Origin of the sequence: Moorena sp. SIO1F2 (assembly GCF_010672755.1) — a bacterium.
Lineage (GTDB): Bacteria > Cyanobacteriota > Cyanobacteriia > Cyanobacteriales > Coleofasciculaceae > Moorena.
Genome location: NZ_JAAHFV010000169.1, coordinates 1 through 13,857 on the forward strand (window position 1 = coordinate 1; position 13,857 = coordinate 13,857).

16 protein-coding genes are annotated in these 13,857 nt (G+C 44.5%); 11 read left to right on the forward strand and 5 right to left on the reverse strand.

Going from position 1 to position 13,857, the window contains the following annotated elements; all coding sequences use genetic code 11:
- Positions 1 to 149: 149 nt before the first annotated feature.
- The 4 genes from F6J94_RS19400 (at position 150) to F6J94_RS19415 (ending at position 1,694) form a co-directional block, all read left to right on the forward strand.
- On the forward strand, positions 150 to 581 hold the full coding sequence (locus tag F6J94_RS19400; RefSeq protein ID WP_293043468.1) for a hypothetical protein: 432 nt from the start codon (positions 150 to 152) through the stop codon (positions 579 to 581).
- 18 nt (positions 582 to 599) lie between these two features.
- Entirely contained in the window at positions 600 to 893 is a 294-nt protein-coding gene (locus F6J94_RS19405) for a hypothetical protein (protein ID WP_293043470.1), read from the forward strand.
- Between the two features lie 172 nt (positions 894 to 1,065).
- On the forward strand, positions 1,066 to 1,524 hold the full coding sequence (locus F6J94_RS19410; RefSeq protein ID WP_293043472.1) for a DUF29 domain-containing protein: 459 nt from the start codon (positions 1,066 to 1,068) through the stop codon (positions 1,522 to 1,524).
- Entirely contained in the window at positions 1,524 to 1,694 is a 171-nt protein-coding gene (locus tag F6J94_RS19415) for a hypothetical protein (protein ID WP_293043474.1), read from the forward strand. Before F6J94_RS19410 ends, F6J94_RS19415 begins: the two co-directional genes overlap by 1 nt.
- 44 nt (positions 1,695 to 1,738) lie before the next feature.
- On the opposite strand, the gene carB is transcribed toward F6J94_RS19415, so the two are convergent.
- Both carB and F6J94_RS19425 read right to left on the reverse strand, forming a co-directional pair.
- The gene (carB, locus tag F6J94_RS19420; RefSeq protein ID WP_293043476.1) at positions 1,739 to 4,996 is read right to left on the reverse strand and encodes a carbamoyl-phosphate synthase large subunit; all 3,258 of its coding nucleotides are present in this window, start codon (positions 4,994 to 4,996) and stop codon (positions 1,739 to 1,741) included.
- 341 nt (positions 4,997 to 5,337) lie between these two features.
- Positions 5,338 to 5,589, reverse strand: a complete 252-nt coding sequence (locus tag F6J94_RS19425; protein ID WP_293019067.1) for a hypothetical protein — start codon at positions 5,587 to 5,589, stop codon at positions 5,338 to 5,340.
- 1 nt (position 5,590) lies between these two features.
- On the opposite strand from F6J94_RS19425, the gene F6J94_RS19430 reads away from it, so the two are divergent.
- The gene (locus tag F6J94_RS19430) at positions 5,591 to 6,898 is read left to right on the forward strand and encodes a transposase (protein WP_293019068.1); all 1,308 of its coding nucleotides are present in this window, start codon (positions 5,591 to 5,593) and stop codon (positions 6,896 to 6,898) included.
- Between the two features lie 51 nt (positions 6,899 to 6,949).
- A complete protein-coding gene (locus tag F6J94_RS19435; protein ID WP_293043484.1) occupies positions 6,950 to 7,639 on the forward strand; it encodes a Uma2 family endonuclease in 690 nt (229 codons plus the stop codon).
- A 216-nt stretch (positions 7,640 to 7,855) separates the two neighbouring features.
- On the opposite strand, the gene ispG is transcribed toward F6J94_RS19435, so the two are convergent.
- Together ispG and F6J94_RS19445 are read right to left on the reverse strand one after the other, a co-directional pair.
- On the reverse strand, positions 7,856 to 9,073 hold the full coding sequence (gene ispG / locus F6J94_RS19440; RefSeq protein WP_293043478.1) for a (E)-4-hydroxy-3-methylbut-2-enyl-diphosphate synthase: 1,218 nt from the start codon (positions 9,071 to 9,073) through the stop codon (positions 7,856 to 7,858).
- Positions 9,074 to 9,174: 101 nt separating this feature from the next.
- The gene (locus tag F6J94_RS19445; RefSeq protein WP_075906439.1) at positions 9,175 to 9,378 is read right to left on the reverse strand and encodes a hypothetical protein; all 204 of its coding nucleotides are present in this window, start codon (positions 9,376 to 9,378) and stop codon (positions 9,175 to 9,177) included.
- A 759-nt stretch (positions 9,379 to 10,137) separates the two neighbouring features.
- Between F6J94_RS19445 and F6J94_RS19450 the strand changes: the two genes are divergently transcribed.
- From F6J94_RS19450 to F6J94_RS19465, 4 genes are all read left to right on the forward strand, one after another.
- Positions 10,138 to 10,245: a pentapeptide repeat-containing protein gene (locus tag F6J94_RS19450; RefSeq protein WP_081431319.1), complete on the forward strand. Its 108-nt coding sequence runs from the start codon at positions 10,138 to 10,140 to the stop codon at positions 10,243 to 10,245.
- Positions 10,232 to 10,360, forward strand: coding sequence for a pentapeptide repeat-containing protein (locus tag F6J94_RS19455; RefSeq protein WP_081431320.1), 129 nt, complete (start codon positions 10,232 to 10,234; stop codon positions 10,358 to 10,360). The genes F6J94_RS19450 and F6J94_RS19455 overlap by 14 nt, the downstream gene beginning before the upstream one ends.
- A 9-nt stretch (positions 10,361 to 10,369) precedes the next feature.
- Positions 10,370 to 10,507, forward strand: a complete 138-nt coding sequence (locus tag F6J94_RS19460) for a hypothetical protein (protein WP_293043480.1) — start codon at positions 10,370 to 10,372, stop codon at positions 10,505 to 10,507.
- A 177-nt stretch (positions 10,508 to 10,684) separates the two neighbouring features.
- Positions 10,685 to 11,326, forward strand: coding sequence for a DUF6391 domain-containing protein (locus tag F6J94_RS19465; protein ID WP_293019073.1), 642 nt, complete (start codon positions 10,685 to 10,687; stop codon positions 11,324 to 11,326).
- A 390-nt stretch (positions 11,327 to 11,716) separates the two neighbouring features.
- Here the strand turns inward: F6J94_RS19465 and F6J94_RS19470 are convergent, their stop codons facing one another.
- A complete protein-coding gene (locus F6J94_RS19470; RefSeq protein WP_293019074.1) occupies positions 11,717 to 12,055 on the reverse strand; it encodes an NfeD family protein in 339 nt (112 codons plus the stop codon).
- A gap of 863 nt (positions 12,056 to 12,918) precedes the next feature.
- Between F6J94_RS19470 and F6J94_RS19475 the strand changes: the two genes are divergently transcribed.
- Positions 12,919 to 13,857, forward strand: a 939-nt coding sequence (locus tag F6J94_RS19475; RefSeq protein ID WP_293043482.1) for a DUF362 domain-containing protein, incomplete at its 3' end; no start/stop codon positions are given.

Genomic DNA, 13,857 nt, shown 5'->3' on the forward strand with positions numbered 1-13,857 from the left:
CCAGGGGATTCCTGAGATTGTAGAGCCTTACTAGGGACTAGAGTAGCTAGAGGCTGATTGTACATAAACAAGAGCGCCGTCCCCATAGCGGTAACTTTGCTCCAGGAGAATTTAGTAAGTTATTTCAAAAGGCTTTAGAAACGCTTGATTTGATTTTCATTCATGGAGTTAACTGGCAGGCATTTGTTCCCTCATTCCAGAAGCTAAAAGTTGAAAGCGGGGCACAGGAGTTAGCAATTCAATCTATTGAGAATAAGGGAGATGGTACGATCGTGATTCGCATCAACATACCTAGGGAATTCAACAAAGCAGAAATTCACAATAATTTCATCCATAATTATGAGTTATCACTTCAAATATTACAGGAAAAATATCTAGCTGAATTAAAGGCTAAGGATGAACAAATACAAATTTATCGTCATCAAAGTGCGGATCTAAAAGAAATCATCAAGGTTATGGCTAGCAAACCTATGAATAATGATATTTATATCACAAACACAGTAGATAGTCCACCCATATCAGAAGAGGGTACATTCAATATAGATCAGAGCAATTATTCAATCGGTTTTGGTGACGCGTAAACAGTCAATGACAGCCAAATGGTTGGCACTCATCACTACTATGCCCCAGTCCAAAAACAAAATTTGGCAGAGGCAGCAGCAGAGATTCAGCAACTCCTAAACCAACTCTCACAAACCAACGCAACCACAACCGAAATTGAAAAATTAACAGTTGTAGCTAAGGTCGCTGAACAAATCAATAGTAATCCTACCCTGAAAGCTAAAGTAATAAATGCCTTGGAAGCTGAAGGAATTGATGCGTTCAAAGAAGCTATAGAGCACCCCCTTGTGAATATTTTGATAGCAACGATTGAGGGTTGGACAGAGGGATAGTGTAAGGTTGATAAAGGTTTATAATGGATAAGATTGTCCCAGCTAGTAGTATTTTAATTGGAATGTATGAACATACTACTTTAGGCAAGAGGCAAAAGGCAAAAGGAAAGATAAAACAAACTATATAGGTATTTTGGTTAATGTAAAAAACTGTAATAACTTTTTCAAGTTTATGGATAAACCTTCCCTATACGACCAAGACTTCTATGCTTGGACTCAGCAGCAGGCTCAAGCACTGAAGCACAAGCAATTTTCTAAGCTTGATTGGCAGCATCTCGAGGAAGAAATTCAAGCTTTGGGAAGACAGGAATATCGGGAATTGGTAAGTCGCCTTTGCGTTTTGCTTGGTCATCTGCTGAAGTGGCAGTATCAACCAGAGAATCGTAGCCGCAGTTGGTTTTTGAGTATTAGAGAAGAACGTCGGGCAATTAAACGACATTTACGGCAAAATCCGAGCTTAAAGTCTCGCCGGTCGGAAGCAATGATCGATGGCTATGAAGCAGGTATTGATTTGGCTTTGCGGGAAACTAATTTACCAATACGAACCTTCCCAGAAGCTTGTCTTTATTCCTTTGATGAGGTGATTCAGGATACTTTTTTGTGTGATACTAGCCAAGATTGGGAAAATTAGTGGGACTTACCCAGTTAAACCAAAAATCAAGGGTTTCAGCTATAGGGAACAGGGAACAGGGAACAGGGAACAGAAGGTTTCAGGAGAATGGTAGTGGTAAAGATGTAGTCCAAACCCTGGCGGTGCGTTACGGGACGGGCTATCCTAACACTGGCTACCGAGAAAATTAGGGCGAGCCCGTCCCTAACACACCCTACGGCTGTGAGAGCAAAAGCTAATTCGTGATATAGTCCTGTAGAGCTTTTACTCCCAGTGGTTGGGACTGTAGTGAACGAATTGCTGCTGCTGTTGCTTTAGCACTAGCAATTGTAGTCACAATCGGAATTTTATAGCCTAATGCTGTTCGGCGAATTAACCGCCCATCGGCATAGGCATCTTCTCCAGAAGGGGTATTAATAATTAGCTGAATCTTTTGATTCTTAATCCAATCCAAGACATGGGGACGTCCTTCATGGAGTTTTAACACCAACTCCACATCCAGTCCATGCTCTTGCAGCACCTTGCGAGTGCCATCCGTTGCCACTAGCTCGAATCCCAACTCGATTAAGTCTTTCGCCACTGGTACTACATTTTGCTTGTCTCGGTGATTGGTGGAAACGAACACTGTACCAGACAGGGGTAAACGCTGACCAGCTGCTAATTCTGCTTTGGCAAATGCCTTACCAAAATCTGTGTCAATCCCCATTACTTCCCCAGTAGAACGCATTTCTGGTCCGAGGAGGGTGTCTGTACCAGGAAATTTCTCAAAGGGCAATACTGCTTCTTTGACTGCAATGTGCTTAGGGCTAGCTTCTTCAGTTAACCCAAGGGATTCCAAGGTCTCACCGGACATAATCCGAGATGCTAACCCGGCCAGGGGTACCCCTGTTGCCTTGGAGACATAGGGAACTGTTCGGGATGCTCTGGGATTGGCTTCGAGAATGTAAACGGTTTCCCCCTGCACCGCAAATTGAATATTCATCAACCCCACCACCTTCAGGGCTTTGGCCAGCTGGTAGGTCCAAGTGCGAATAGTTTCCAAAGCAACGGGTGTTAGAGAGGTGTGGGGTAAAGAACAAGCAGAGTCTCCGGAGTGAATCCCCGCCTGTTCGATGTGTTCCATGATGCCACCAATCACTACCCGACCAGTCTCATCTGCGATCGCATCCACATCTACCTCTACAGCATTCTCTAAAAACTTATCAATCAGAATCGGATGCTCTGGTTCCACCTGCACCGCAAACTTCATGTAGCGTTTCAAATCCTCATCGGAATAGACAATTTCCATAGCCCGTCCCCCCAACACATAAGACGGACGCACCACCACTGGATAACTAATCCGTTTCGCCACCTCTAGTGCTTCCCCATAACTGCGAGCAATTCCATTGGGTGGCTGCTTAATATCTAACTTCCGCAAAATCTTCTCAAACCGCTCCCGATCCTCAGCTACGTCGATTGAGTCGGGAGAAGTTCCCCAAATTTGGGTTACCAGTTGTTGGTTGCCAACCTTCAACCTGCTAACCTTCAAGGCTTCTTGCAACGGCACTGCTAACTTAAGCGGTGTCTGTCCCCCAAATTGAACAATAATCCCTTCCGGATTTTCCGCCTCAATAATATTGAGTACATCCTCTTTGGTCAGGGGCTCAAAATATAAGCGATCGCTTGTATCATAATCTGTAGAAACTGTCTCTGGGTTGGAGTTGACCATGATTGTCTCAAACCCCTGCTTACTCAGAGCATAAGATGCATGACAACAGCAATAGTCAAACTCAATTCCCTGACCAATCCGGTTTGGTCCCCCACCTAAAATCATCACCTTCCGCCGATCCGAAGGTATCACTTCCGACTCTTCCTCATAAGTGGAGTAATAATAAGGTGTAAATGCCTCAAACTCTGCTGCACAGGTATCTACTAGCTTATATGCTGGTACTACTCCTAGATGCTTACGGTATTCACGCACCTCATCTTCCGAGGTCTTGGTAGCAAAAGCAATTTGGTGATCGCTAAATCCCTGACGTTTGACTGCCCATAACTGCTCTTTGTTCAAGGTCTGCAATGGGTTACGTTTGAGGAATTTTGACGTTTCCAGCAACTCCGCCAATTTATCCAAAAACCAGGGGTCAATTCCTGTGAGTTCCTGTACTTCTTCTAGGGTCATCCCTAGCATCAAACCATGACCCACCGTGAAGATACGTTCTGGATTCGGGGTTCGTAAACCATAGCGCACTTGTTCGAGAGATGGCAGCTTCTCTTTGCGATCGCATCCCCACCCAAAGCGTCCAGTTTCCAGGGAGCGCAACGCTTTCTGAAACGATTCGAGAAAGGTCCGTCCAATCGCCATCGCTTCTCCCACTGACTTCATCTGAGTAGTCAGGATTGGTTTACTACCGGGAAACTTCTCAAAGGCAAACCGGGGTACCTTAGTTACCACATAGTCAATAGTTGGTTCAAAGGAAGCAGGAGTTTGTTTAGTAATATCGTTGGGAATTTCATCGAGGGTATACCCCACGGCTAATTTAGCAGCAAACTTAGCAATCGGGAACCCTGTTGCTTTCGAGGCTAGGGCAGAACTGCGAGAAACCCGAGGATTCATCTCAATTATAATGACTTGGCCATTGAGGGGATTGACAGCAAACTGAATATTTGACCCTCCGGTTTCAACCCCAATCTCCCGAATAATTTTAATCGAGTAATCCCGCAACCGTTGGTATTCCTTATCCGTCAGGGTTTGAGCGGGAGCAACAGTAATCGAGTCCCCAGTATGAATCCCCATCGGGTCAACATTTTCAATGGAGCAGATAATTACTACATTATCTGCCAAATCTCGCATCACCTCTAACTCATACTCCTTCCAGCCCAACAAAGACTTTTCCACCAGGATTTGAGACACTGGCGAAGCATCCAAACCCCCCTGAGCCATGGTTTCGTATTCTTCTTTGTTATAGGCAATGCCACCACCACTACCCCCCAGGGTAAAAGCCGGGCGAATAATCAGCGGGTAAGAGCCGATTTCTTGTGCGATCGCTTTAGCCTCTTTGAGATTATTCGCAATTCCCGAAGGACAGACTCCTACCCCAATCCTTTCCATTGCTTCCTTGAACAACTGGCGGTCTTCAGCCTTTTCTATCGCCTCTAGCTTTGCCCCAATTAGCTCCACTCCATGCTTTTCCAACACCCCATTCTTAGCTAGGTCAACCGCAATATTCAGAGCCGTCTGACCCCCCATGGTTGGCAGTAAAGCACATGGTTGCTCTTTTTCGATCACCTTCTCGACGATTTCTGGAGTTAGGGGCTCGATGTAGGTACGGTCAGCCGTTTCCGGGTCAGTCATGATACTAGCTGGATTAGAGTTTACCAGTACCACTTCATAGCCTTCTTCCCGGAGTGCTTTACAAGCCTGAGTCCCGGAATAGTCAAATTCACAGGCTTGTCCAATCACAATCGGACCAGAACCAAGGAGCAAGATTTTGTGAATATCATCGCGGCGGGGCATAGTGGTTGCTCTGTGGTGACATAAACGTTATTAGATCCTGACTATTATATGCTTGCTTGCCAAATTATTCCCTAGTTATTTATCCAGCTTTTACAAAGCACCCAGCTTTTACCCAACAAACCTGATTTGTTTACCGTTGAGCGTTGACCGTTGACAGTCAACGGTTAAGTTAACCATTTCCAGTAAAGCTGTCAAACTAGAGGTAGCGATTTTGCCTGTGAGTGCTATGACCCTTGCCAACTTAAACGGGCAAGGGGTCTCCCGTTATAATCTCCGATTTAACGGGTTAGAAGTTACCGTAAGACAGGCTCGCCTTATTTCATATAACTTAAACTTATGACTCACAGACTGTCGCGCCTATCGCTCAACGTAATCAGGTTTCGTCTCCGGTGAATTGCCCGACAGCGTCTTGAAGTTCTCAACAGATTGGCCTCTGGCCACGCTTTCGGCAGAGCCGACGCTGCGCGAACGCGATGAAGCGTTCGCGAAGCGTGGCCAAAGGCCTCAGCTTCCGCTAAAAGCGATTGGCCTCTGGCCACGCTTTCGGCAGAGCCGACGCTGCGCGAACGCGATCGTAAGTGGTACAATAGCACAGTGATATTAACCTACTGCTACAGAATCAAGCCTAGTGACGAACAGATAGCCACGATGGATAGATGGCTAGAACTGTTGCGCCGTCACTGGAACTATGCTCTAGGGCAAAGGCTTGATTGGCTCAACAGGACTCGTTCACCAGTTGATAGATGTAGCTTACTTTATGAGCCGATTGGTGAAATTCCTCACCCGGTCAACTACTACACCCAGCAATCTGCTCTCAAGGAAACTAAGCGGTTGTTCCCTGAGTACAAACAAATTTACGCAGAGACGCAACAGGTTAACCTACAGCGGCTTAACAAAGCCTGGGAGAAATGGCGAAAACCAGACGCCAGTGGTAAGCGTGGTGGAAGACCTCGCTTCAAAAAGCCCGGAGATCTCCGGTCATTTGTATTCCCCAGGGTTAACAATACCAAAGCGGGAGCGCACCTAGTTGACGGTGTTTTAAAACTAAGTCGAATTGGGTCAATACCTGTGGTAATGCATCGGCCATTACCTGTTAGCGAAGCTTGCCCGAAGGGCGTGGGTTTTGTACTCAAGCAATGCACTATCGTCAAAAAAGCTGATGGTTGGTATTGTTGTATTTCGATGAAAGATGATACCGTACCTGAACTGCTACCTGTAGATTCAGTCAATTCTGCCGTTGGTATTGATGTTGGCCTGGAGAAATTCTTGACGACATCTGACGGCGAAGCAGTGCCTATCCCGCAGTTTTACAGAAAAGCTCAGGACAAACTTGCTCAAGCTCAAAAAGTAATGTCGCGCCGTATCAAGGGTTCTAAAAACTGGAAAAAAGCTAAACATAAAGTAGCTTTGATGCACCTTCATTTAAGCCGTTGCCGAAAAGAATTTCATTATCAGGTTGCTCATTGGCTGTGCAGTAAGTATGACTTAATTGCTCACGAAAATTTAAATATCAAAGGACTCGCTAGAACTAATTTAGCAAAATCAATACATGATGCGGCCTGGGGAGCATTCTTGGAAATATTGCAAGCAGTGGCGGTTAAACGCGGTTTGTTAGTTCAGGAAGTTAACCCACGTGGCACAAGTATCGAGTGTTTTAGTTGTGGTTCTAGGGTCGAAAAAACTTTAAGTGAGCGCATTCATTATTGTTCTAGTTGTAAAGTTAAAATTGACCGCGACTGGAACAGTGGTATCAACATTTTAAATCGTGGACTATTGGCGGTTGGACTGCCGCTTAATGGCTGTGGTAAATCGGTACAGGATATCGTTCGCGTAGCGGAGGCATCCGCCGAGGAGCAGCAAGTCTCATTCGTGAGGTTGAGAAGCCCACATCATAATCTTTGATTTGATGTGGGAGTAGTCACGAATTCAGAAGCCACTGTGGAAGTCAATGTAATGGCTGAGTCAGAAAGTATTATCATTCCACCATGTGATTTATGGAGTGATGAACCCCCCTTGGAAAGCGATCGCCATCGAGATCAAATTGAGCTGTTACTCGCTTGCCTGAAGTGGTGGTGGCGAGAACGAAGCGACTTCTATGCTACTGGGAATCTCACTATCTATTTCACTCCTGAGCATATTACCACCAGAGACTTTAGAGGACCCGACTTTTTTGTAGTACTCGGTACGGAAAATCGACCCCGCAAAAGTTGGGTAGTATGGGCAGAACAAGGAAAATATCCCAATGTGATTATTGAACTGCTCTCTAACAGTACAGCTAAAGTTGACAAGGGATTAAAGAAAATCCTCTACCAAGATACTTTCAGGACACCAGAATATTTCTGGTTTCACCCCGATACCCTCGATTTCCAGGGATTTCGCCTGATGGGAGGCCAGTATCAACCCCTCGACCCTAATACTCAGGGGTGGCTGTGGAGTCAGCAGTTGGAATTATTTTTAGGTGTGCATAATTCCCAGCTACGGTTTTTCAGTGGAGATCAGCAATTGGTACCAACACCAGACGAGAGAGCTCAAGCTGCTCAACAACAAGTTCAAGCTGAACGGCAACAAAGAGAACTTGCCGAAAAGCGGGTAGAGGAATTGCTAGCTAGACTCAAAGAGTTAGGTGATGAGTCAGATGCATGATTCTCGCCATTGCTCTAGGGCTTGTGACAGCATCGGTCAAGTAATTCTAAAACTACGTAAATCCATGATCAATCAACTGATCGAGTGATGAGGAGGTTAATTGCTAATTGTCAATTTATAGGACTTGTGATCATGAGTGGAACACAAATAAATTGTAAGGGCGCAAGGCTTGCGCCCACAAAGTGATAGTTTTTTATAGTTTTTATTCAAAAATTATTAAGGATCTACCCAGCGACCATCAGCTTTAATTAAATTAATCAACTCCTCTACTCCTTGATCTTCAGGTACCTTTTTAATTTCCTCCTTACCGCGATACAGAGAAATATAGCCAGCTTGCTTACCGACATAACCATAGTCAGCATCAGCCATTTCCCCAGGACCATTAACAATACACCCCATCACAGCAATATCTAAGCCAGCGAGATGTTTAGTAGCTTCCCGTACCTTATGCAGCACCTCCTCTAAATTAAATAAAGTACGACCACAGGACGGACAAGCCACATACTCCACCATAGTTTTCCGCAATCCCAGAGCTTGCAGAATACTGTAGCAAACAGGAATCTCTTTTTCTGGGGCTTCCGTAAGGGAGACACGAATCGTATCACCAATCCCCTCAGCTAGCAGAGTAGCAATACCAGCCGTAGACTTAATCCGTCCATATTCCCCATCCCCAGCTTCAGTAACACCCAAATGCAACGGGTAATCCATCCCCAACTGATTCATCCGCCTTACCATTAAGCGATAGGCGGCTAGCATCACAGGTACCCGTGAAGCTTTGAGGGAGATCACCAAATTGCGGAAATCTAAGGATTCACAGATACGAATAAATTCCAGAGCAGATTCCACCATCCCTTCCGGGGTATCACCGTAGGTAAACAGCATCCGTTCCGCTAGGGAACCGTGATTGACTCCGATGCGCATAGCTTTACCTTGGTCACGGAGGGAAATGACCAGGGGTTCTAGGGTTTCCCGAATTTTTTCCCCAATTTCCTCAAATTCAGCTTCAGTGTATTCACTGCGATTGGCTTTGGGCTTTTCAAAGACATACAATCCTGGATTAATCCGTACCTTATCCACATGCTTGGCAACTTCCAGAGCAATTTTCATGCCATTGTGATGGACATCAGCTACTAGAGGCACCGCTTGATAGGTCGCTGCTAGTTTCTCTTTGATTTGGGCTAGAGCCTTAGCATGTGCCATACTCGGTACAGTGACACGGACAATCTCGCAACCAATCTCGTGCAAGCGGCGAATAGCAGCAACGGAACCATTGATATCTAAGGTATCTTCATTAATCATCGATTGCACCACCACCGGGTATCCCCCGCCAATAGTGACATTAGCCACTCTGACAGGGCGGGTTTGACGGCGGTGGATAGTAGTATCGAAAGCTGGTAGTGTACTAGCCCTTTGAGGTGTACTTAGAGTTTGCATAACCTGTTAGTTGCTTGGCGTAGCGAAAATAGTAGGTTTTTGTATTTATTCTCTTAGGTTCCCATAGAATCAGGCGCTTTTGGCTTAGGGGTGAGAGTTTCCTACTCAGGAAAGTCGGGAATCACCCATTTAGGGGGTTGAGATAGTTTCTTGAGCCGTGCTTCCTCTGCCAACTCCAACATTTTGTCCAATGAAGTACCGTTAATGAACTGGGATGCCTCAGCAACGTATTGTTGATTGGGGCATTTGTCACCTAAGATACAACCGTTGATGCAGTCTTGGGCACAATTTACATTAACTTCCACAGTACTCTCCTTATGGTTATAGCTAGTAATGACCACCCGGGCAAATTACATTCCTCATTGGCTAAAGTCATTGCTCTCAATTTTACGTTTTTTAGGAGTCGCTTGTTGGTCTCAACTTGCTGTTCAAATTCAAATCTCTATATACTATTAATAAAGTAATTTGTATCTATGGTAGAGAGCATCTCAAATAACAACAATAATCACCCCAATAATACCACCGAACATGAGGATATTAATCATGATGTTTTACTGAAGATGAACTCCCGAAACCGTAAAGAATTCAGCGTTATAAAGAAGTCATATATCAGTTTTTTTAAAAGGGGGTAAAGGTAAATTATCCATAAACCGTTTTGTTGGAATTTAAGCAAATTTGATTTTGTAAAATGACGGCAAACCTAGAGGAAAATAAAGCGTTATTGGAAATTATTTTACACAACGATTATCAAGTCTTTGCCAATACATTTACGGCGGTTTGCATAACTAAGTACCTGGACAAAAATAAACCTCACTTCTTGATGCAATAGCGAGTGGGGGAAACCCCCTGTTCCCTTGCTGCATCGCTGTATTAACTTCTGTAAAGTTGCCAAAAGCCCCTCTGCTCCCAGCTCCCAGCTCCGAACGCGCCCCGCGTGGCCCACGGCCTCAGTCCCTGCTCCCTATTTCAACAGTTAATTTTACTTTTGTCCGACTACTTACCAACCTAAGCGGTGCTGATTTACGTCGTACTAATTTACAGCAAGCAATCTCAGCAATGCCAGTTTGAACGAGAGTAATCTGCTTCATGCTGACTTACAAAATGCTGATTTGAGCGATGCTAATCTCAGTGGTGCTAGTCTGCAAAATGCCAAACTAAGTGAGGAAGACTAACCTTAGCTATGCTCAATTAAGTCATGCTCAGTTGAGTTATGGAGACCTCAGTGGTAGTGAACTCAGTTATGCTCAACTGCGTCACGTCGATCTGACTAATGCTGACTTGAGTTAGACAAATTTGATGGGTACTAACCTATTTGATAGCAATCTTCAGAAAGTCAATGTCCAAGGTGCTCAATTTTGGTACAATACGGTTTTGCCCGATAAAATTAAACCTGAGCTAGAACAGCGAGGAGCTATATTTATTGTTAATGGTTAATTGTTAATTTTTAATGGTTAATTTACGAACAACTAAGAATGATTAAGTTTTCTAAGCATTCAGCTATCATTATTAAGCAGTCAGCTGAATACTTAGGAATTTTAAGTATTCAATCGGACACAATGCTACAGTGAAAGTGTCTGATATTAATTAACCTGCTTTTGCTTTTTTGCTGCCATGAGTAATTCTGCTTCCGTAAACACCAGTAACTTTTGGGACTTTGATTTTACAGCCCCTCAACCGACACAGGATACGGATTTGCTTAGGCAGCTGAATTTCGTTCCAGGGTTAAAAGACATTCTCATGCTGCGTCAGGTTCATGCTCTAGAACACGCTACTGTCTGGGTTCTAAGTGAACGCTATGGTGCTAGTGGTGCTGGTGCAACCCCAACCACTCCTCCATCAGATAATAATGCTATAGGAGGACTATCAACTGACCAAGGATTTTATCTCTATGGTCAGGTAAATTTGGCTGACTTGAGACGAGCAGTACCCACTGCCCTAGAGCGACTGACTCGGGGAGAATGGGATATGGCTATCCACCCCCGGTGCGGCACGAATCTCTCAGTAGCAGTGTTTTTAGGTGCTGGACTAGGGTTGGCTGTTCATCTGTTACTGCCGCGAGGACCGATTGAACAACTGTTGGGTCTTGGCTTTGCAGCGGTGGCTGCTACTCAACTAACACCTGATTTGGGCAACTTAGCACAACGGTACTTAACTACTGCCATTCCTTTTAACCTGGCGATTGTAGACATTAGGGAAACATCTGATATCTGGGGACGTCCAGCCCATTTTGTCCAGATGCGATGGATTGACTAAGCTTGAACTGTTATTTGTCCTTGGTTAGATCAGTGCAAGAGAACCGACCCACTTATACCAATTCTTAAAAGTAGGACTAAGCATGCAGATGGTGAGATGGGGAGATGGGGAGATGGGGAGATGGGGAGATGAGGAGATTTTGATTAATGGTGATTATCCGGAAATAACATAAGATGCAAGCTTTAGATGCAAGCTTGGCCACGAAAAAAAATCCCACATTCAGACGTTATATATCTTACATATAACGTCTGAACTTTGTTTATTTATCCTGGCTACGAGAACATTAACTGTTTCACCGAAAGCGAAGCTTTTCAAGTAGTGCGTAAGCTGACTGCTGATAGCACCTCAAGTAGCGTGCGCGTAGCGCATAAGCTTACGGTTAGTTAAACTCTAGCGCCACAGTTTGGAAAAGACTGAGCTCAGTTTTTGAGTGAATCCCAAGCTCTGGGATTCACTAGCTTCTTCAACCCCCGGTTCATCCTCTGGTGAATTGCCAGGGGAAATATAGCCGGCAGGAACCACCAGCAACGTAATCCCGTGTCGGCCCAGCACAGTCACTTGGTCATCAGGCACAAGGGTAACTTGGGAATCATGATCACATAACCGGGCGGGCCAGTATGTGGCTTTAAATTTGACTCGCCCAGGCTTGGTAGGGGTAATGGTACTTTCTACCTTGCCAAGGCCTGGTTGTGGAAATAGGATGGAATCAGGAGCCTGTACTTTAATCATTTGTGTGTTCACCTCGTTTGACTGATTATGTTATTCTGTTCAGCCTGCTTGGTACAAAACGTTTTAACCAGGGAAAATCTGGCAACGTAGGCTGAATGTGAAATTTTTTTGCCTTAAGTGGCGATTAACCCGTGCCATAGATCGGTTTTCAGTCAAGAGAGCATCGGTATTATCCAGTGTTCTAGGTATTTTTAGCGTCAACAGAGAATTCCGATCTTCCTGAAAATTAGCCTTAAATTCGGCAACGGAAACGTTTATTGGTTACAGATTAGATACACTTCCCAGCATCCAAGGAATGACACAAGGAACCATTCTTCCTCAGGAGAGTAAACACTTCAGGATTAGAGAAGTTAGAGAATTATAAATTTGTTAAAATCCACATCCTTTAAAAGTTTGGTAAGTGCACTACTGTATCCAGGTACTGTCCTTAAAACCCTGGAGTAGGACAAATGCGTTCACTGATACACCCTGAAACGATTGAATAACGCTTTCAACCTAAACATGACCTAGAGTGATTATTTAAGGCTTAACCTAGATACAAGACCGCAGACGCAACTGACAAGCTGTAGATACATTGGAGAATCAGTAGATGTATTATGTATTCTTATTCTACATGTGTAGCGAAGAATCTGCCACCCTAGGGTAAAAGATTTTCATAATACAACAGACAATTGCTACGATAGGCAACTTCCTCCAGGAATAATACCAGATTTTCTTGAAAATTGTCACTTATCTGTTGGAGGCGGGAAACAATCTGAAAAATTTCCAATCTCCAAGTGTACTATAAGTTTACATCTTTGACAGGAAATTGGTATAACAATACACAATTGATCATTTTCCCCTGACATCAAAACTATTAAATTATGCAAACTGTTAGTTTAATTCGTGCTGATTCCTATAATAGACAACTCTTACGAGCTTCCTTGGAAAGGCTGCTAGAACCTTTGGGAGGGATGAGTGCTTTTGTTAAGAAAGGTAATTCGGTTCTGCTGAAACCTAATTTACTTACTGCTGGTCGTCCTGGTAAAGAATGTATCACTCGCCCTGAAATTGTTTACTGCGTGGCTCAACTAGTCAAAGAAGCTGGGGGTAAACCCTTTTTCGGAGATAGCCCAGCCTTTGGGAGTGCTAGGGGTGTGGCTAAGGCGAACGGCTATCTGCCAATGATGGCAGAACTTGATATCCCTATTGTTGAATTCCACGGCAAGGGTTATGAAACTGCTAGCGAAACCTTTAATCATCTGCGTTTGTCTAAAGAGGCCATGAATGCGGATGTGGTGATTAACCTACCGAAGGTAAAATCCCACATGCAGTTGACCCTGACCATGGGGGTTAAAAATTTATTCGGCTGTGTTCCCGGAAAAATGAAAGCCTGGTGGCATATGGAAGCGGGTAAGGATGAGACGCGCTTTGGGGAAATGCTGGTGGAAACAGCACGGGCGATTAATCCGCAGTTGACTATCATTGATGGCATTATTGGTCAGGAAGGGAATGGTCCGATTGGTGGTGAACCGAGACATTTGGGGATCTTGGGAGCATCAGAGGATGTCTTTGCTCTCGACCGATCAATAGTGGAAATTCTCAATGTTGAGCCAGCTCTGGTTCCTACCCTAGCAGCTCAAAAACGGCTAGGGTTGTTGCCAGACTTAGCAGAGATTGACTTTCCTTACCATCGACCTGTAGAAATCCAAGTGAGGGATTGGAAACTACCTGATACTATGACACCGATTGATTTTGGTATGCCTCGAGTAATTAGGTCTACCTTTAAGCATTTATATATTCGGCTTATCAAAGAGCCCATT

What these genes read in the sequence shown, in the direction of transcription:
- F6J94_RS19405 (WP_293043470.1), top strand. Translation starts at nt 600, where the DNA reads ATGGTTGGCACTCATCACTACTATGCCCCAGTCCAAAAACAAAATTTG.
- F6J94_RS19410 (WP_293043472.1), top strand. Translation starts at nt 1,066, where the DNA reads ATGGATAAACCTTCCCTATACGACCAAGACTTCTATGCTTGGACTCAG.
- carB (WP_293043476.1), bottom strand. Translation starts at nt 4,996, where the DNA reads ATGCCCCGCCGCGATGATATTCACAAAATCTTGCTCCTTGGTTCTGGT.
- F6J94_RS19435 (WP_293043484.1), top strand. Translation starts at nt 6,950, where the DNA reads ATGGCTGAGTCAGAAAGTATTATCATTCCACCATGTGATTTATGGAGT.
- ispG (WP_293043478.1), bottom strand. Translation starts at nt 9,073, where the DNA reads ATGCAAACTCTAAGTACACCTCAAAGGGCTAGTACACTACCAGCTTTC.
- F6J94_RS19460 (WP_293043480.1), top strand. Translation starts at nt 10,370, where the DNA reads ATGGGTACTAACCTATTTGATAGCAATCTTCAGAAAGTCAATGTCCAA.
- F6J94_RS19465 (WP_293019073.1), top strand. Translation starts at nt 10,685, where the DNA reads ATGAGTAATTCTGCTTCCGTAAACACCAGTAACTTTTGGGACTTTGAT.
- F6J94_RS19470 (WP_293019074.1), bottom strand. Translation starts at nt 12,055, where the DNA reads ATGATTAAAGTACAGGCTCCTGATTCCATCCTATTTCCACAACCAGGC.